At 72.8% G+C, this 17,245-nt stretch carries 14 protein-coding genes and 2 pseudogenes; 7 read left to right on the forward strand and 9 right to left on the reverse strand.

What is annotated here, in order from left to right:
• Window positions 1-110 precede the first annotated feature (110 nt).
• Both AB0B97_RS17360 and AB0B97_RS17365 read right to left on the reverse strand, forming a co-directional pair.
• Window positions 111-1,073, reverse strand: coding sequence for a complex I subunit 1 family protein (locus AB0B97_RS17360; RefSeq protein WP_357494545.1), 963 nt, complete (start codon window positions 1,071-1,073; stop codon window positions 111-113).
• A gap of 389 nt (window positions 1,074-1,462) precedes the next feature.
• A pseudogene (locus AB0B97_RS17365) lies at window positions 1,463-2,029 on the reverse strand (NADH-quinone oxidoreductase subunit C); the annotation flags it as partial.
• 116 nt (window positions 2,030-2,145) lie between these two features.
• Here AB0B97_RS17365 and AB0B97_RS17370 point away from each other — a divergent pair.
• Window positions 2,146-3,192 carry a glucose 1-dehydrogenase gene (locus AB0B97_RS17370; protein ID WP_357494546.1) on the forward strand — a complete coding sequence of 349 codons (1,047 nt, stop codon included), beginning with the start codon at window positions 2,146-2,148 and terminating at the stop codon, window positions 3,190-3,192.
• Between the two features lie 5 nt (window positions 3,193-3,197).
• On the opposite strand, the gene AB0B97_RS17375 is transcribed toward AB0B97_RS17370, so the two are convergent.
• Window positions 3,198-4,514: a DUF2252 domain-containing protein gene (locus AB0B97_RS17375; protein WP_357494548.1), complete on the reverse strand. Its 1,317-nt coding sequence runs from the start codon at window positions 4,512-4,514 to the stop codon at window positions 3,198-3,200.
• A 35-nt stretch (window positions 4,515-4,549) separates the two neighbouring features.
• A complete protein-coding gene (locus tag AB0B97_RS17380) occupies window positions 4,550-5,131 on the reverse strand; it encodes an NADH-quinone oxidoreductase subunit B family protein (RefSeq protein WP_357494550.1) in 582 nt (193 codons plus the stop codon).
• A gap of 177 nt (window positions 5,132-5,308) precedes the next feature.
• On the opposite strand from AB0B97_RS17380, the gene AB0B97_RS17385 reads away from it, so the two are divergent.
• From AB0B97_RS17385 to AB0B97_RS17400, 4 genes are all read left to right on the forward strand, one after another.
• Window positions 5,309-5,845: a SigE family RNA polymerase sigma factor gene (locus AB0B97_RS17385; RefSeq protein ID WP_357494552.1), complete on the forward strand. Its 537-nt coding sequence runs from the start codon at window positions 5,309-5,311 to the stop codon at window positions 5,843-5,845.
• Complete coding sequence (locus AB0B97_RS17390) at window positions 5,838-7,043, forward strand: hypothetical protein (protein WP_357494555.1); 1,206 nt, start codon at window positions 5,838-5,840, stop codon at window positions 7,041-7,043. The genes AB0B97_RS17385 and AB0B97_RS17390 overlap by 8 nt, the downstream gene beginning before the upstream one ends.
• A 179-nt stretch (window positions 7,044-7,222) precedes the next feature.
• On the forward strand, window positions 7,223-7,786 hold the full coding sequence (locus AB0B97_RS17395; RefSeq protein ID WP_234590253.1) for a SigE family RNA polymerase sigma factor: 564 nt from the start codon (window positions 7,223-7,225) through the stop codon (window positions 7,784-7,786).
• Window positions 7,779-8,987: a hypothetical protein gene (locus AB0B97_RS17400; RefSeq protein WP_357494557.1), complete on the forward strand. Its 1,209-nt coding sequence runs from the start codon at window positions 7,779-7,781 to the stop codon at window positions 8,985-8,987. The genes AB0B97_RS17395 and AB0B97_RS17400 overlap by 8 nt, the downstream gene beginning before the upstream one ends.
• 45 nt (window positions 8,988-9,032) lie before the next feature.
• Here AB0B97_RS17400 and AB0B97_RS17405 read toward each other — a convergent pair whose 3' ends face one another.
• From AB0B97_RS17405 to AB0B97_RS17415, 3 genes are read right to left on the reverse strand one after another with little or no spacing between them, the layout of a single operon-like run.
• Window positions 9,033-10,547, reverse strand: coding sequence for an aminotransferase class V-fold PLP-dependent enzyme (locus AB0B97_RS17405; RefSeq protein WP_357494559.1), 1,515 nt, complete (start codon window positions 10,545-10,547; stop codon window positions 9,033-9,035).
• A 21-nt stretch (window positions 10,548-10,568) separates the two neighbouring features.
• Window positions 10,569-12,014 (reverse strand): MFS transporter, encoded by a 1,446-nt coding sequence (locus AB0B97_RS17410; protein WP_357494561.1) that lies wholly within the window; start codon window positions 12,012-12,014, stop codon window positions 10,569-10,571.
• 32 nt (window positions 12,015-12,046) lie between these two features.
• Window positions 12,047-12,361: an MGMT family protein gene (locus AB0B97_RS17415; protein ID WP_357494563.1), complete on the reverse strand. Its 315-nt coding sequence runs from the start codon at window positions 12,359-12,361 to the stop codon at window positions 12,047-12,049.
• Window positions 12,362-12,374: 13 nt separating this feature from the next.
• Between AB0B97_RS17415 and proB the strand changes: the two genes are divergently transcribed.
• Together proB and AB0B97_RS17425 are read left to right on the forward strand one after the other, a co-directional pair.
• Window positions 12,375-13,532, forward strand: coding sequence for a glutamate 5-kinase (gene proB, locus AB0B97_RS17420; RefSeq protein WP_357494565.1), 1,158 nt, complete (start codon window positions 12,375-12,377; stop codon window positions 13,530-13,532).
• Between the two features lie 107 nt (window positions 13,533-13,639).
• Window positions 13,640-14,881 (forward strand): glutamate-5-semialdehyde dehydrogenase, encoded by a 1,242-nt coding sequence (locus tag AB0B97_RS17425; RefSeq protein ID WP_357494567.1) that lies wholly within the window; start codon window positions 13,640-13,642, stop codon window positions 14,879-14,881.
• A 23-nt stretch (window positions 14,882-14,904) separates the two neighbouring features.
• Here the strand turns inward: AB0B97_RS17425 and AB0B97_RS17430 are convergent, their stop codons facing one another.
• Together AB0B97_RS17430 and moeZ are read right to left on the reverse strand one after the other, a co-directional pair.
• Complete coding sequence (locus tag AB0B97_RS17430; RefSeq protein ID WP_357494958.1) at window positions 14,905-15,810, reverse strand: prenyltransferase/squalene oxidase repeat-containing protein; 906 nt, start codon at window positions 15,808-15,810, stop codon at window positions 14,905-14,907.
• 135 nt (window positions 15,811-15,945) lie between these two features.
• Window positions 15,946-17,194 (reverse strand): annotated as a pseudogene (gene moeZ / locus AB0B97_RS17435) (adenylyltransferase/sulfurtransferase MoeZ).
• Window positions 17,195-17,245: the final 51 nt, after the last annotated feature.

Below are 17,245 nucleotides of genomic sequence, written 5' to 3' on the forward strand. Positions count from 1 at the left end.
CACCACAACTCCATGATCGACGCGGCGGGGCGGGCAGCCGGGCGCGGCGGGCGGCGGGGCGCGGCGGCAGGCGGCCGGACGCGGCGGGGCGCGGGCGGGGCGCGGCGGGGTTAGAGGGCTACGCGGACTGCTGCGGTGAGGACCAGTTGGGCCAGGGAGGCGGGGACCAGGACCAGCCAGCAGAGGCGTTGGAGCTGGTCCTCGCGCAGCCGGGGGTACGACACCCGCAGCCAGATGATCACGAAGGCGACGGCGAAGATCTTGAGCAGGGTCCACAGCCAGCCCAGGTGCTCGTCGGCGAACGGGCCCTGCCAGCCACCGAGGAACAGCACAGTGGTCAGCGCGGCGATCACCACGATGCCGACGTACTCGGCGAGCAGGAAGAACGCGAACCGCAGCCCCGTGTACTCGGTCATGTAGCCGAAGACCAGCTCCGAGTCGGCCACCGGCATGTCGAACGGCGGCCGACGGATCTCGGCCAGCCCGGCCACGAAGAAGATGATCATCGCGGGTGCCTGCCAGAGCAACCACCACGGCTGCCACGCCTCCACGATGCCGGACAGGCTGAGCGTGCCGGCCGCCATCGCCACCGAGGCGGCGGCCAGCACCAGCGGCAGCTCGTAGCCGAGCAGCTGGGCGGCCCCGCGCAGCCCGCCGAGCAGGCTGTACTTGTTGGCCGACGCCCACGCCGACATGAGCACCGCCACCACCCCGACGCCGACCACGGCCAGCACGAAGAACAGGCCGATGTCCAGCGGTTGCCCGACCAGGTCGTTCGGGCCGAGCGGAATGACCAGCAGCACCAGCAGGTACGGCACCAGGGCCACCGCCGGCGCCAGCCGGAACACCGCCCGGTCCGCCTCGCGCGGGGTGATGTCCTCCTTCTGCACGAACTTGACGCCGTCCGCCACGAGTTGCGCCCAACCGTGGAAGCCACCCGCGTACATCGGGCCGAGGCGGCCCTGCATGTGCGCCATCACCTTGTGCTCAGCCTGGCCGACGAGCAGCGGCAGGGTGAGGAACGCGACGATCACGCCGCCCACCCGGAGCACCAGCTCCACCCAGAGCGGCATCAGGCCGTACCCCCGTCGTGGTCGGTCCGGTCGTCGCGGCCCGGCGGGTCCGCGACCGCCTCACCACGGGCGGCGGCCGGGTCGCCACCGGGCTCCCCGCCCGCGTCGGGGCCGGGCCGGTCGCGGGCGACGCCAGCTGCGGCCGGGCCTGCGCCGGAAGCGGGCTTCTCGGCCGGTGCCGGGCCGCCGGCGGTGGCGGCAGCCGGGCCTGCGCCGGGCGCGGGCTTGTCCGCAGGTGCCGGGTCGTCGGCGGGGCCGGCAGCCCGGGGAGTACGCGCCGGACGGGCCCCCGGTGCCGGCCGTGCGGGTCGCTCGCCGGCTGGTCTGGCGGGGGTGCCGCCGCGGGGACCCTCCCCCACGCCACCCGCGCCGGCGGGAGTCGGGGTCGTGCCCCACTCGCCGGGTGCTGGCACGCCCGGCGGACGGATCGGTCGGCGGCCACCGCCGGCCTCCGACTCGCCCGGCTCCTTCGCGCCCGGCCAGGGCTTCGCCACCCGGGAGGCGAGCACGAACTCCTTGCGCAGCGGGTGACCCTCGAACTCGGGGGGCAGCAGCAGCGGTCGCAGCTCCCCGTGGCCGACGAAGTCGATGCCGAACATTTCGTGGGTCTCCCGCTCGTGCCAGGCGGCACCCGGGTAGACGTCGACCACCGAGGCCACCGAGGGCGCGTCGCGGGGCACCCGGGTGCGCAGCAGCACGCCGTGCCGCAACCGCGTCGACCAGAGGTGCGCCACCACGTCGAAGCCCTCGGCCAACTCGTCGACGGCGGAGAGCCAGTCGAAGAAATCGCAGGCCAGCTCGCTGTCATCGCGGGCGGCGCGGACGGCGGCCGACCAACTCGCCGGGGGTACATCGACGGTGGCCCGGGCGAACCGCTGCCCGCCGGAGACCGACGGGGTCGCCTCGACCGGCGCGAGCAGCGCGACCAGCCGAGCGCCGACCTCTTCCTCAGTCATGCCGCTGATCCTAGGGCGTCGGCCCGGCGTCGACCCGGCCCGCGGTCCACGACCGACCGCCGGTGATCTGCCCGCTTTACCGGGCGGCGGGCCCGTCGGCGGGGAAAGATGAGGGCGTGCGCGCTGTCACTGTGAACCCCGGGGTCGCCAACTCGCTGAGCCTCGTCGAGGATCAGCCGGAACCGGCGCCGCAGGAGGGCGCGGTCCTGGTCGAGGCGCTTGCTGTGGGAATCTGCGGCACCGACCACGAGATCATCGCCGGGGAGTACGGCGAGGCGCCGCCGGGGGCGGACCGCCTGATCATCGGGCACGAGTCGCTGGGCCGGGTGATCGAGGATGCGAGCGGCACCCTGCAAGCGGGCGACCTGGTGGCCGGCATCGTCCGGCATCCCGACCCGGTGCCCTGCCCCAACTGCGCGGTGGGCGAGTGGGACATGTGCCGCAACGGTCTGTACACCGAGCACGGCATCAAGGCGCTGCCCGGGTTCGCCCGGGACCGCTGGCGGATCGAGCCCCAGTTCGCGGTCCGCCTCGACCCGGTGCTGGCCCAGGTCGGCGTGCTGTTGGAGCCGACAAGCGTGGTGGCCAAGGCATGGGACCACATCGAGCGGATCGGCCACCGGGCCGAGTGGCAGCCACAGACCGTCCTGGTGACCGGCGCCGGGCCGATCGGGCTGCTGGCCGCGCTGCTCGGCACCCAACGCGGGCTCACCGTCCACGTGCTGGACCGGGCCACCGACGGACCCAAGCCGGAGCTGGTCGCCGGGCTCGGCGCCACCTACCACGCGGTGCCGGTCAACGACCTGCCCTTCGAGCCGGACGTGGTGATCGAGTGCACCGGCGCACCCACTGTCGTCCTCGACGTCATGTGCAAGGCGGCGCCGACCGGCATCGTCTGCCTGGCCGGGGTGTCCAGCGGCGGCCGGAGCATCGACTTCGACGCCGGGGCGCTCAACCGGGCGCTGGTGCTGGAGAACAACGTGGTGTTCGGCTCGGTGAACGCCAACCGGCGGCACTGGACCATGGCCGCGCAGGCACTCGCCCGCGCCGACCAGGTCTGGCTCTCCTCGCTGATCACCCGACGGGTCCCGGTGAACAGGTACGCCGACGCGTACACCCCCGGCCCGGACGACATCAAGGTCGTCCTGGAGTTCGCGTCCTGAAGGCCCTAGATCCCTGGTAGCCGCCCGTTGCGGAACAGGTCCACGAAGAGCTGGTGATCCTGGCGGGCGCGCACCCCGTACGCGTGCGCGAAGTCCACCAGGTGGGTGACGAAGCCCGTCGCGTCGGTGTCCACGGCGGCGACGATCGCCTCCTCGGTGGAGTAGTCCACCAGGTCGTGACTGGACTCGTCGTCGGCGACCGAGTGCATCCGGGCCACCGCCCGGCCAAGGTCGGCCAGCACCCCGGTCAGCTCGTCCGGCTCGTTGACGTCGGACCAGTCCAGGTCGGCCGCGTACGGGGAGACCTCGGCGACGAGCTGCCCGGCACCGTCCAGCTCGGTGAAGCCCAGCCACGGGTCGGCGTGCGCCTGCAACGCCCGCTGCGACTCGGCGGTCCGGTGGCCCTGGTGCTGGAAGTAGCCGGCCACCGACTCGTCGGTCGAGTAGCGGGCCACAGCCGGGACCTGCGCCTGCTTCATGTAGATCACGACGTCGTTCTCCAGCGCCTGCGTGTGCCCCTCCAGGAGCAGGTTGTACGACGGCAGGCCGGCCGAACCGATGCCCACCCCCTTGCGCAGCACCACGTCCTTGATCCGCGTCGCCACCGGGCGCAGCCGCGCCGAGGCGGCGGGCAGGGTGCCCAGGTACTCCTCGAAGGCGGCGAGAACCCGCTCCCGGGTCTTCCCGTCGACCTCGAAGACCCCGTCTCCGATGGAGAACCGCCGCTCGTAGTTGTCGACTGTGGTCTGCTCGGCGAGCAGGTCGACCCGCGTGTTGAGGCGGGCCTGCTGGAGCACCCGACGCAGCACGCCGTCGGCGTTCTCCAGGGTGATCGAGCCGATCGCGTCGTCCCCGCCGGCGGCGATCGCCCGCAGCTCGGTCAGGTAGGAGCGGGCGAAGCCGGCCACCAGCTCACCGATCACGGTGTCGGAGAGGGCCTTGCTGTAGCCGAGCAGCGCGACGCTGGCCGCGAACCGGCGCAGGTCCCAGGTGAACGGCCCGACGTACGCCTCGTCGAAGTCGTTGACGTTGAACACCAACTGCCCGGAGGCGTTCATGTAGGTGCCGAAGTTCTCCGCGTGCAGGTCGCCGTGGATCCACACCCGGCCGGTCCGCTCGTCGAGGAAGCTGTCGTCGGCGAAGTCACCGCGCTGGTCGGCGTAGAACAACGCGGCGCTGCCCCGGTAGAAGGCGAACGGCGACGCGGCCATCTTGCGGAACTTACGGCGGAAGGCGGCCGGGTCGATCGCCATCGACGCGCCGAACTCCTCGGTGAGCACGTCGACGATGTGGGCGGACCGCCGGTCTACGGAATTGCTCATGATGCGCAGGCTAGCCGGGCCCGGCCAGCCCGCCGTCAGTTCGTGGCAGGTGGGCGTACCGGTGGGGCGGTGAGGGAGTCGACCGAGCGCGGGGCGGCGGCTTCGCGGGGCGGGGCGTCCAGCGGTGCGGCGAGCAGATCCCGCTGCGGCACGCCGCCGATGCCGGACTGCTCGGCGGCGATCTTCTCCTGTAGGCGCAGGATGCCGTGCAGGAGCGCCTCCGGGCGGGGCGGGCAGCCGGGCACGTAGACGTCGACCGGAATGAGCTGGTCGACGCCCTTGGTCACCGAGTACGAGTCCCAGTAGGGGCCGCCGCAGTTGGAGCAGGCGCCGAACGAGATGACGTACTTCGGCTCGGGCATCTGGTCGTAGAGCCGTTTGATGGCCGGGGCCATCTTGTCGGTCACGGTGCCGGAGACCACCATGAGGTCGGCCTGCCGGGGGCCGTGGGCGAACGGGATCACGCCCAGCCGAATGAAGTCGTGCCGACCCATGCTGGTGGCGATGAACTCGATCGCGCAGCAGGCCAGGCCGAAGTTGAACACCCAGAGCGAGTAGCGGCGCCCCCAGTTCAGCACGAACCGGATCGGCTCACCGAGCACTGCCGGTAGCTGCACGGACGTCCCCTCTCCTCATCCCACAGTGAATCACAGCCGCGTGTCACGGACCGGACAGGCAACCCGACCGGTTCGACCGCAACCGGTGGGCGCAGCCGATTGTGTGACCGGTGCTGGCGAACACGCCGCCTGCGCCCGCCACGGGGAGGACGAGTGCTTGTGACGAGAGAAGTACGGGTGGGCGGACCGCCTCCCGAACCGCCGGGAAGCCCCGTCCCCGCGACTGCCGAACTGGTCTTCGACGACTTCTACCACGCTCACTTCCGATCGCTTGTGGTGCAGCTCACGGCGTACACCGGTGATCGTGGGCAGGCGCAGGACCTGGTTCAGGAGGCTTTCTGTCGGGCGTACACCCACTGGAGCCGACTCGCCCGGTACGACGATCCGCTGGCCTGGGTGCGCCGGGTCGCCTGGAACCTCGGCCACAACCGCTGGAGGCGGTTGCGGACCGCGCAGGCCTGGCTGCTGCGGCAGCGCGAGACACACGTCGCCGAGCCAAGCCCCGACCGGGTCGCCCTCGACACCGCGCTGGCCAAGCTGCCACCGAAGCAGCGACGGGCTGTCGTGCTGCACTACCTCGCCGACCTGACGGTCGCCGAGATCGCCGCCCAGGAACGGGTCGCCGAGGGGACCGTCAAGTCCTGGCTGCACCGGGGCCGGGCGGCCCTCGCGACGCACCTACGCGACACCACCGAGGGGGTGCGAGATGTCTGAGCAGGAGATCCTCGGCCTCGCCGAAGAGTTCGCCACCTATCGCCGTACCGCGCTGGCGGAGGTCGAGGTACCCGGGCCCGCCGCCGTGCGGCGGACGGCTCGGGGACGCGGCCGTCGCCGGCTGGCCGCCACCACCGCGACGGTGCTCGCGCTGTTCGGCGGGGCCGCCGTTGGGTACGCGGCGATGAGTGGCCCGGACCGCGAGCCGGGCCCGGTCGACCCCACGCCGACCATCTCCGCGTCGCCCACCCCGAGCGGCACGGCGAGCCAGACCCCCAGCCCGTCCGCCACGAGTGGCAGCCCGCTCCCCACCGCCCCGAGCGCGAAGATCAGCCGTGCTCAACTGCTCGGCGCGGCGGTGACCCTGCCCGCGTGGCGAGCCGGGCGGGGATGCCCCACGTCGGGCATCCGGCTCAGCGGTGACGACCGTGAGGGCGCCAACTGGCTGCTGGCGTTCGACCAGGGGGACGTCGACGGGGACGGCGCGGTGGAGGCGGTGGCGCTGGTGCAGTGCGTGCTCGGCAGCGGCGGGCCCATGCAGGTGGTCGCCTTCGACCGCGACCAGCAGGGCAGGATCGTCACACTGGGCCGGGTGGTCGCCACGAGCATCGACAAGCCACAGTGGTTGTTCGCCCTCGACGTGGTGGACGACGGCACCGTGCGGGTGCAGGTCGGCGACATCGCACCCGGTGGTGGCTGGCCCGGTGAATGGTCACAGCGACAGTGGCGGGGCTACCGCCTCGAGGGCGGGTCGTTCGCGCAGATCTCCGGGCCGACGAGCTTCGGGCCGAACCCGCACGACGTCAACCTCGTCGTCAGCGCCACGAACCTCGTGCTGGCCGACGCGCCGGACGGCTCCCGTACCGGCACGATCACCGTGCGCATCCGCAACGGGGCCGGCGGACCTGCGGCCTACGTGGCGCTGCGGCTCGGCCTGCCGGCGGCGGTCCGCCCGGACGGGGACGGCTGGGCGGCCTGCCGCAACGACCCGGAGAAGACCCGGGAGCCCTTGACCTGCGACCTGAACCAGCTCGGGGCCGGCAAGGAGGTCCGCCTCACGCTGGGCTTCCGGGTCGCCGCCGGCACCACTGTCGGCACAGGGAAGGCCGACGTGGACGCACGCCCGATGGATGCGAGCTTCGACTTCGTGCAGGAGGTCTACGACCCGGACAACACTGCGGTGATCACCTACCGCTGACCCGGTCCGACCGGGATGGGACACGGCCGCGCTCACCGAGCGCGGCCGTGTCGGCATGCGACAGTCGCGTCGCTCGTGCCGACTGTCGGATTAGCGGCCCCGCGGGGCGCAACCAGATCGACAGCGGTGGAGTGTTACCGGCGCCAGGGCACCGGCCCCGGCGCCAACGGGGAGGGGCAGTGACAGCAACGATGGGAGCCCGCGCCAACGAACCACCGGCGGCGTTGACGGCCGCAGGGGTGAACGCGGTCGTGATCAGCTTCGACGACTTCTACCACGCGCACTTCCGCAGCGTGACTGCCCAACTCTGCGCGTACACGGGGGATCTGGGCCACGCTCAGGATCTCGCCCAGGAGGCGTTCTGCCGGGCGCTGGCGCGCTGGGACCGTCTGGTCCGGTACGACGATCCGGTGGCCTGGGTTCGCCGGGTCGCCTGGAACCTGGCCCGCAGCCGTTGGCGTCGGCTGCGCACGGCCCGCAATCACCTTCTGCGGCAGCGGCGCACCGAGGCCGAGGTGGACGGCCCGACACCGGACCGGGTGGCTATCGACGCGGCGCTCGCACAACTGCCCGCCAACCACAGGCGGGCCGTCATCCTGCACTACCTGGCCGACCTGTCGGTCAACCAGATCGCTCTTCAGGAAGGGGTGGCGGAGGGAACCGTCAAGTCCTGGCTGCACCGCGGCCGGACCGCCCTTGCCGGACTGCTCGACGAGAACACCGAGGGGGTGTCCAATGTCTGATCTCGAACCGCGGCTGCGCGAGCGGTTCACCGCGTACCGCGTCGATGTCACCACCCGGGCCGTCGGCCCCGGTCCCGACCAGGCCCGACGCACCCTGCGGCGGCGTCGGCGGACGAGGGCCGTGGCCGTCGCCGCGGCGGCGGTCGTCCTGGTGCTGGCGCCGGTCGTCGCCAACGCCGCGCTGAAGGGCGACCGGACGCCGCCGGTCCCGGCCCAGTCCGTCGACCCGACGTTGCCGCCGACGACGGCACCGCCGCCGCCCACACCGTCGGTCAGCCAGTCGCCGACTTCCACGCCCACTGCCGACCCGGAGGCCCCGGACGGCCGGATCAGCCGGAGCCAGCTGCTCGCCGCCCGCCTGGACCTGCCGGCGTGGCCGCCGGCCCTGCCGTCGACCTGCACCACGTCGAACGTGCGGCTGGCGACCAGCGCGAACAAGAACTTCGTTCCGCTGCTGAGCGACCTGGAGGTGGGCCACGCCGACCTGGACGGGGACGGCGCCGAGGAGACGGTCGCCGTCGTCTCCTGCCGGTACGGCGAGGCGTCGGCGAAGCAGGTGGTCGCCTTCGACAGGGACGACAGTGGGCGGATCGTGACGCTCGGGAGAGTCGTGCGGACCACCGATGGTGTCGAGGACATTCGCGGCCTGGAGGTCACCGCGGCAGGCGCGGTCCAGGTGCGGGTGGCCGACCTGCAACCGTGTTGCGACACCCCGAGCTACTGGCCGCAGGAACAGCTGCGCACCTACCGGTTCAAGGGGGGCCGGTTCACCCAGACCGACGGTCCCACCAAGTTCGGCAAGGATCCGCGGCTCACCGACCTGCGGTTGTCAATGACCCACACGCTTGTCGACGCGCCGGGTGGCCGCAAGCTGACCACGGTCTTCACAGTGAAGAACGCGGGGCCTGTCGATGCGGCACAGGTCGAGCTGCGCGGCTTCAACCTGGGTGAGCCGACGGGTGGCGACTGGTCCAGGTGCGACCCGAAGGTGGCGGCAGCTAACGACAACAACTCGTGCCTGCTGCCGGGGGTGCCGGCCGGTGAGTCGCGGCGCTACACCTTCGTGCACCTGGTGCCCGACCGTTCGGGCGCCGACGCGATGACGCGCGCCTTCCATGTCACGCACTTCGACGCCCAGGACCGACAGTGGCGCGATCTCGCCGACAAGGACAACCAGGTGCAACTCCCCGGCGCGCTCTGAGCCGGACGTCGGTGCCCCACCCCGCTCGGGGTGAGGCACCGGCGTTCAGTCGTCCGAACCCCAGGTGGGGCGTTGCAGCAGACCGACGAACTCGACCAGGAGCCGTTCGCGCAACGCAGGCGGGGCGGCGTCGAGCAGCGTGTTCACCAGCGCCATTCGATCCGGCAGGGGCCCCGACGCGCCGGTGTCGGGCCCGCCACCCAGCCCCAGCCCGCCGGCCAGGCCGGCGACCACCTCCGGCGTCAGGGCCTCGGGGGTGAGGGCACCGACCAGGGACGCCAACTCGGCGGGCAGCCGCACCGGGCCGACAGCCTGGGCCGCCGCCACAGCGGCGGCGAGATCCGGCCCGAACTCGGCCACCCGGGGCGCGACCGAGGCGGTCACCGTGAGGTGCACGCTTGCCGGCAGACCGGCGTACGACAGCTGGGGCTGGGTGTGCCAGCCGCGCGCGGTCAGCTCGTCCACCAGGACGAACAGGTCGGGGCCATCCTCGGTGGCGGTGAAGCAGACGACTGTCGACTCCGGCTCGGCCAGCAGCCGCAGACTGTCGACGGCGCGGACCGCGTCGGCCAGGCCGGCGACCGCGTCCCGGGTCACGGCGGCCAACCGCAGGTAGCCGGCGTCGCCGAGGTGCCGCAGGGTGGCGTACGCGGCGGCGATCGGCCCGCCCGACCGGGTGGACGCGATCACCGGGTTGATCATCGTGTAGCCGGGCCAGTCGGCGTACGCGAAGTACTGCGGCGCACGGAGAGCGGCGTCGCGGTGCAGCAGCACCGACACGCCCTTCGGCGCGTACGCGTACTTGTGCAGGTCCACCGAGATGGAGGTGACCCCGGGCACCGTGAAGTCGAACGCCGGCACCGGTTCGCCGAGGCGACGCAGGTACGGCAGGGTCCAGCCGCCGAAGCAGGCGTCGACGTGACAGCGCACCCCGGCGTCGGCGGCCACGGCGGCGATCTCGGCCACCGGGTCCACCACCCCGTGCGCGTACGACGGCGCCGAGCAGGCGACCAGCACCGTCTCCGGCCCGATCGCGGCGGCCATCGCGGCCGGCTCGGGGCGCAGAGTGTCAAGCGAGACCGGCACCACGTCCAGCGCCACCCGCAGATAGTGCGCCGCCTTGGCGAACGCGGCGTGGGCGCTCGCCGGCACCACGATCCGGGGTGCGGCGATCTCCGGATGTGCGTCGCGGGCCGCCTTGACGGCGAGGATCAGCGACTCGGTGCCGCCGCTGGTGACGCTGCCGACCACGTCCGGCGCGGTCGTGCCCGGCCCACCGCCGAGGACCCGGCCGGCAGCGCCCACGAGCGCGTTCTCCATGGCCAGCAGGGACGGGAACGCGGTCGGGTCGAGCCCGTTGACATGCGCGCTCTCCCGGTGCGCGGCGGCGGCCAGCTCGTCGAGCCCCGGCACCGCCGGGTCGTACACGTACGCGAACAGCCGACCCCCGTGCGTAGGCCGATCAGCGGCGCGCAGCCGTCGAACCTCCGCCAGCGCGACATCCGCGGCCACCCCGTCGGACGACAGCGCCCCGCCCGAGACCCTGCTCTCGTCGATCATGAAATCGTGGTGCCTTTCTTGTCATCGTTCACCGCTTTCGTCCCCCACCACAACTCCATGATCGACGCGTCCGTGCGGCGTGACCGCGGCGAGGACCGTCGCGGTCAGGTTGTAGCGGCGCAGCAGGAGGAGGGGCGGGGCTATCAGTAGGGCTGGCAGGACTGTGAAGCCGAGCAGAACACCGAGCCTCGCGGTGTCGGACTGGGTCGCCGCCGTACCGGTGTCCGAGGAGACGTAGCCGGAGAGCTGGAGCACCAGCCCGTACACCCCGGGGCCGAGGGCCAGGCCGAGGGTCTCCCCGGCGGTCCACAGGCCGGTGAAGACGCCAGCCTGCCGACGGCCGGTGCGCGCCGTGTCGTACGCGATGCAGTCCGGGAGCATGGCCAGCGCGAACACCTGCTGCCCGGCGTACCCGACGCCGAGGACCGCGACCACCAGGTAGACGACGACCGGGGGCAGCAGCGGGGCGGCGACCAGGGCGAGCGCCCCGGCGGCGAGGATCAGCCCGGCGGCGACCAGGGCGGCCCGCTTGCCCAACCGGGCGCCGACGCGGGACCAGAGCGGCATCACCAGCAGCGCCGGTCCGACGAAGCAGGCGAAGAGGAGTGTCGGTCCGGTCTGCTCGTCGCGCAGGATCTGCCCGGCGAAGTAGTTGACGCCGGCGAGGATGGTCGCCACGCCGGCGGACTGCACCACGAAGCAGACCAGCAACGCCCGGAACGGTCGGTTGGCGGCGGCCACGGCGAGCTGGGCGCGCAGTGTCGGCTCGCTGGCGCCGACCACACCACCTGGCGCGGACCGGGTGCCGAGGAACGCGCCGAGAGCGCCGACGACGATGAGCGACGCCACGAACAGGCCCATCCAGCGGTGCCCGGGCACGCCGTCGCCGCCGGCCCGCACGACCAGCGGTGCCACCGCGCCGGAGACCAGGATGGTCAGCGCCAGCACGGCGATCCGCCAGGTCATCAGCCGCGTGCGCTCGGCGTAGTCGTCGGTCATCTCGGCGGGCATCGCCACGTACGGCACCTGGAAGAAGGCGAACGCGGTCGCCGTGGCGAGGAACGCGAGTGCCACGTACGCCGCGGCGGCCGGCCCGTTGCCGAACGGCGCGGCGAAGATGGCCGCGAAGAGCACGGCGAGCGCGAGACCGGCGACGAGCAGGTACGGCCGGCGTGCGCCCCAGCGCGAGCGGGTGCGGTCGGAGATCCGCCCGGCGACCGGGTTGACCAGCACGTCCCACGCCTTGGGCAGCAGGACCAGCAGGGCGGCGAGCCCGGCGGCCACGCCGAGCGTGTCGGTCAGGTACGGCAGCAGCAGCAGACCGGGCACCGTGCCGAACGCGCCGGTGGCCAGCGAGCCGAGCGCGTATCCGGCGTGCACCGGGCGGGGCAGCGGACCCGCGACGGAAGGGCCGGCGGCGAACTGGCCGACAGCGGGCGGGCCGGCGACACCCGGCGGCTGGCTCATGGGGCCGAATGTTACTCACGTTATGGCGCGCGTCACATCCCCTCCTCCGGCGACCAGCCCGCCGCCGTGATGTCCACGCCCTCGCCGCGCAACGGCGCCCCCTCGGCCCGCAGCCGGGCCCGCGCCTCCCGCTCGTGCCCCGGCGGCAGCCGCCCGGACGAGGTCACCACCCGGTGCCAGGGCACCGAGCTGCCGTGCCGGGCCATGATGGAGCCCACCAGGCGCGCGGAGGCACGACCCGAGCGCTCGGCCAGGGCGTCGGCGACCGCCCCGTACGACATCACCCGACCCTCCGGGATCCGCTCCACGAGGTCCAGCACCGCCTCGACGTACTCGTCAGGAGTCACAATCGGCCACCATATGGGAACGCCGCCGGGCGACGCGGGCGTGACCACGCAGAATGGGCGGGTGCGCGACGCAGTCACGGCCGCCCGACGGGTCGTCGTCAAGATCGGATCCTCCTCGTTGACCACCGCCACCGGCGGCCTGGCCGACGAGCGGGTCGACGCGCTGGTCGACACCCTGGGCCGACTCGCCGCCGAGGGACGCGAGGTCGTGCTGGTCTCCTCGGGCGCGATCGCCGCCGGCCTCGCCCCGCTCGGGTTGATCCGACGTCCGCGCGACCTGGCCACCCAGCAGGCCGCCGCCAGCGTCGGCCAGGGCCTCCTGATCGGCCGGTACGCGGCCAGCTTCGCCCGGCACGGCCGCACCGTCGGGCAGGTGCTGCTCACCGTCGACGACGTGACCCGGCGGGCGCACTACCGCAACGCGTACCGCACGCTGCGCAAACTGCTCGACCTGCACGCGGTGCCGATCGTCAACGAGAACGACACGGTGGCCACCGAGGAGATCCGGTTCGGCGACAACGACCGGCTGGCCGCCCTGGTGGCCGCCCTCGTCCACGCCGACCTGCTGGTGCTCCTCTCCGACGTGGACGCGCTCTGGACTGGCGACCCGGCCCGCCCGCAGTCGACCCGCATCCCGGAGGTCCGCAGCGACGAGGACCTCGCCGGGATCACCATCGGCGGCGCCGGCCGGTCCGGGGTCGGCACCGGCGGCATGGTGACGAAGGTCGAGGCGGCCCGGATCGCCACCGGCTTCGGCATCCCCGTGGTGCTCACCGCCGCCGACCTGGCCGCACCGGCGCTGGCCGGCGAGCCCGTCGGCACGCTGTTCCACCCGCAGCGGCAGCGCCCGACGGCCCGGCTGTTCTGGCTGGCCCACGCCACCTCGCCCCGAGGGCGGCTGCACCTGGACCCGGGCGCGGTGGCCGCCGTCGTCGGGCGACGCAAGTCGCTGCTGCCCGCCGGCATCACCGCCGTGGACGGCACATTCACCGCTGGCGACCCCGTGGACCTGGTCGACACCGCAGGCGCACCTGTCGCCCGTGGCCTGGTCAACTACGACGCGGTGGAGCTGCCCGGGCTGCTCGGCCGCTCCACCTCCGAACTCGCCGCGGCGCTCGGCCCGGCGTACGAACGGGAGGTCGTCCACCGCGACGACCTCGTGCTGCTGTAAGCCAACCGCCCAGCTGAGGAGTAGTCGATGAGTGAGCGCCAGCGAATGAATCATCAGCTCAGGGCGTCGGTGCCGCAGGACGGCACGGAGCGAAGCGGAGTGCCCGCATGAGCGTCGTCGAGCAGGCGCGACGGGCGCGGGACGCCGCCGCCGACCTGGCCGTGGCCACCCGTACGGTCAAGGACGCCGCGCTGGTCGCGATGGCGGACGCGCTGGTGGCGCGTACACCGGAGATCCTGACCGCGAACGAGACGGACCTGGCGGCCGGCCGCGAAGCCGGGCTGAGCGCGGCCGTGCTGGACCGGCTCGCCCTCGACGCAAGCCGGGTGGCCGGCATCGCCGACGCGCTGCGCCAGATGGCCGCGCTGCCCGACCCGGTCGGCGAGGTGGTCCGCGGTTTGACCCTGCCCAACGGCCTGGAGCTACGCCAGATCCGGGTGCCGTTCGGGGTGGTCGGCATCATCTACGAGGCACGCCCGAACGTGACAGTGGACGCCGCCGGGATCTGCCTCAAGTCCGGCAACGCGGCGCTGCTGCGCGGGTCGTCCTCGGCCGCGCACTCCAACGCCGCGCTTGTCGCGGTGCTGCGCGACGCGATCGCCGGGGCCGGCCTGCCGGCCGACGCGGTGCAACTGCTCGACGCCAGCTCCCGCGACTCGGTCAAGGAGCTGATGCGCGCCCGGGGGCTCGTCGACGTGCTCATCCCGCGCGGCGGCGCGTCGCTGATCCGCACCGTGGTCGAGGAGTCGACAGTGCCGGTGATCGAGACCGGGGTGGGCAACTGCCACGTCTACGTCGACGCCGCCGCGGACGTGGCGAAGGCCGTAGCGGTGACGCTGAACGCCAAGACGCAGCGCCTGTCCACCTGCAACACCGCCGAGTCGCTGCTGGTGCACGCCGACGTGGCCGACGCGTTCCTGCCGCCGATGCTGGCCGCGTTCGCCGAGGCGGGGGTGACCGTGCACGGCTCCCCCGAGGTGGCCGCGCACTCGGCCGCAGTGGTCCCGGCGACCGAGGAGGACTTCGCCACCGAATACCTGTCGGCCGACATCTCGGTCGCCGTGGTCGAGTCGCTGGACGCTGCGGTCGCGCACATCCGCCGCTTCGGCACCGGGCACACCGAGGCGATCCTCACCGACTCGGCGAGCGCCGCCCGCGACTTCGTCGCCCGGGTCGACGCGGCGGCGGTCATGGTGAACGCCTCGACCCGGTTCACCGACGGGGGCGAGTTCGGGTTCGGCGCGGAGATCGGCATCTCGACGCAGAAGCTGCACGCAAGGGGTCCGATGGGTCTGCCCGAGCTGACCAGCACCAAGTACGTCGTCACCGGGGACGGGCACCTGCGCTAGGGCCTGTTTCAGCCAGGGCCGTGTCAGCCCGGCTGCGCGGTGGCTCCGGCCGCCGCGGGCCGGGCGGCCCGGATCGCGGACAGCGTCGCGTGCACGTCGAACTGGTGACCGTCGTCGCTCTCCCAGCCACCGTCGCTGCGCTGGGTCTCGGCGAGCCGCCGCAGGGCCCGCACCATGATCCAGTCGCGCAGGTCGATGCCGACCCGGCGCAGCGTAGCCCCCAACCAGGCCACGTCGCCCGGCGACATCGTGGGCATCCGTTCGGCGAGCACCACCTGGATCCGCGCCGACTCCTGGAACATCTCCTGGCGGTGCAGCACGGCGGCACTCAGCCAGCCGGCGGCGAGGAACGACGGCCAACTCCCGTCCGGGCGCAACCGCGCGACGATCGACTGGGCCGCCGCCTGCACCACCCCGGCGTACGCCCCGCCGACCCGGTGATCGAGCGGACCCGAGGCGCGGGCGTCCAGGCCGGCGACGGTCAGCCAGAAGCCGGCGTTGGCGGTGAGGAAGAGTTTGGCCTCCGGATCGCCGGGGCGGGCCCACTCGGGGGCCGAGCCGGTCAGCGACAGGTCCTCGTCCCAGCCGCCGTCCGCCTGCTGCCGGGACGCCAACCAGTCCAGCGCCCGGCGGGCGGCGGGACGGCCGAGCGCGCCCAGGTCGTCCAGCTCGGCGAGCCGGAAACAGGTGGCGTCGACCGAGGCGACCTCGCCACCCCAGCTCGCCGGCCAGCCGCCATCGGGCGACTGACCGACCTCGGCCACCTCCAACAGCTCCGGCGGCACCTGCGTGCCGTTGCGCAGCCAGGAGAGGCGGGCGCGTTCCACCGCGTCCCCATGCGCCACGACGAACCCGATCGCGGCTTCCAAGTCGACCACGGCGGAGACGCTACCTGCGCAGACACGATCCCGCCTCGGGGAATCGGCCAGCTGGAAATGGCTGCGTCGCTCCGGTCGCAGCGCCACACGGAGCCACTTGCGTCGATTTACCGTCGGCGGCGGCGTACGCCGCCACAGCGGGCCGGCGCCGGGGCGGCGCTGTGTGGCGTCGCCCCGGCGGGCCGGTCAGTACGCGGGCAGTGACGGGTCGATCTGCTTGATCCACGACAGCACGCCGCCCTGCACGTGGACGGCGTCGCGGAACCCGGCCGCCTTGAGCGCGGCGAGCGCCTCCGCCGAGCGGACGCCCGACTTGCAGTGCAGGACGATCTGCTTGTCCTGCGGGAGCTTCGCCAGCGCCTCGCCGGAGATGATGTCGCCCTTGGGGATCAGGGTCGCCCCGGGGATCCGCACGATCTCGTACTCGGCCGGCTCCCGTACGTCGACGAGGAAGATGTCCTTGCCGGCGTCCTGCCACTCCTTGAGCTCCAGGGCGGTGATGGTCGAGTCGAGCGTCGCCTCCTGGGCCTCCTCGGAGACCGCGCCGCAGAAGTCCTCGTAGTCTTCCAGCAGGTCGGTGACGGTCGGGTTCTCGCCGCAGAGCACGCAGTTCGGGTCCTTCCGGACCTTGATCTTGCGATACTCCATCTCCAGGGCGTCGTAGACCATCAGGCGGCCGACCAGCGGCTCACCGATGCCGGTGAGCAGCTTGATGGCCTCGTTCACCTGGATCGAGCCGATCGACGCGCAGAGCACGCCGAGCACGCCTCCCTCGGCGCAGGACGGGACCATGCCGGGCGGCGGCGGCTCCGGGTAGAGGCACCGGTAGCAGGGGCCGTGCTCGGCCCAGAACACCGACGCCTGGCCGTCGAAGCGGTAGATCGAGCCCCAGACGTACGGCTTGCCGAGCAGCACCGCCGCATCGTTGACCATGTACCGGGTGGCGAAGTTGTCGGTGCCGTCGACGATCAGGTCGTACTGGGCGAAGATCTCGCGGACGTTCTCGCGGTCCAACGCGGTGTTGTGGATCTCCACGGTGACCAGCGGGTTGATCTCGCGGATCGACGCGGCGGCGGACTCGGCCTTGGATCGGCCGACGTCGGACACGCCGTGGATGACCTGGCGCTGGAGGTTGGACTCGTCGACGGTGTCGAAGTCGATGATGCCGAGGGTGCCGACCCCCGCCGCGGCGAGGTACAGCAGGGCGGGCGACCCGAGGCCACCGGCGCCGACACAGAGCACCCGGGCGTTCTTCAGCCGCTTCTGCCCGGCCACCCCGACGTCCGGGATGATCAGGTGGCGCGAGTAGCGGCGGATCTCGTCAACTGTCAGCTCGGCGGCGGGCTCGACGAGCGGGGGCAACGACACGGTGGACTCCCCGGGATCGGCGGTGTGAACCGCGCCATTGTTGCTCGCCCGGGCCGCACTCGGCCATGAGGGAGGACACGTGGCCCGCGATGCGGGAGGGGAATAACTCGCGCCGGTC

It is taken from the genome of Micromonospora sp. NPDC049004, from assembly GCF_040649315.1.
In the GTDB taxonomy this organism is placed as follows: domain Bacteria; phylum Actinomycetota; class Actinomycetes; order Mycobacteriales; family Micromonosporaceae; genus Micromonospora.

Bases quoted from the DNA above. Each gene is read 5' to 3' on its own strand.
- AB0B97_RS17360 (WP_357494545.1), bottom strand. From the start codon at position 1,073: ATGCCGCTCTGGGTGGAGCTGGTGCTCCGGGTGGGCGGCGTGATCGTC.
- AB0B97_RS17375 (WP_357494548.1), bottom strand. From the start codon at position 4,514: ATGAGCAATTCCGTAGACCGGCGGTCCGCCCACATCGTCGACGTGCTC.
- AB0B97_RS17390 (WP_357494555.1), top strand. From the start codon at position 5,838: ATGTCTGAGCAGGAGATCCTCGGCCTCGCCGAAGAGTTCGCCACCTAT.
- AB0B97_RS17400 (WP_357494557.1), top strand. From the start codon at position 7,779: ATGTCTGATCTCGAACCGCGGCTGCGCGAGCGGTTCACCGCGTACCGC.
- AB0B97_RS17405 (WP_357494559.1), bottom strand. From the start codon at position 10,547: ATGATCGACGAGAGCAGGGTCTCGGGCGGGGCGCTGTCGTCCGACGGG.
- AB0B97_RS17410 (WP_357494561.1), bottom strand. From the start codon at position 12,014: ATGAGCCAGCCGCCGGGTGTCGCCGGCCCGCCCGCTGTCGGCCAGTTC.
- proB (WP_357494565.1), top strand. From the start codon at position 12,375: ATGGGAACGCCGCCGGGCGACGCGGGCGTGACCACGCAGAATGGGCGG.
- AB0B97_RS17425 (WP_357494567.1), top strand. From the start codon at position 13,640: ATGAGCGTCGTCGAGCAGGCGCGACGGGCGCGGGACGCCGCCGCCGAC.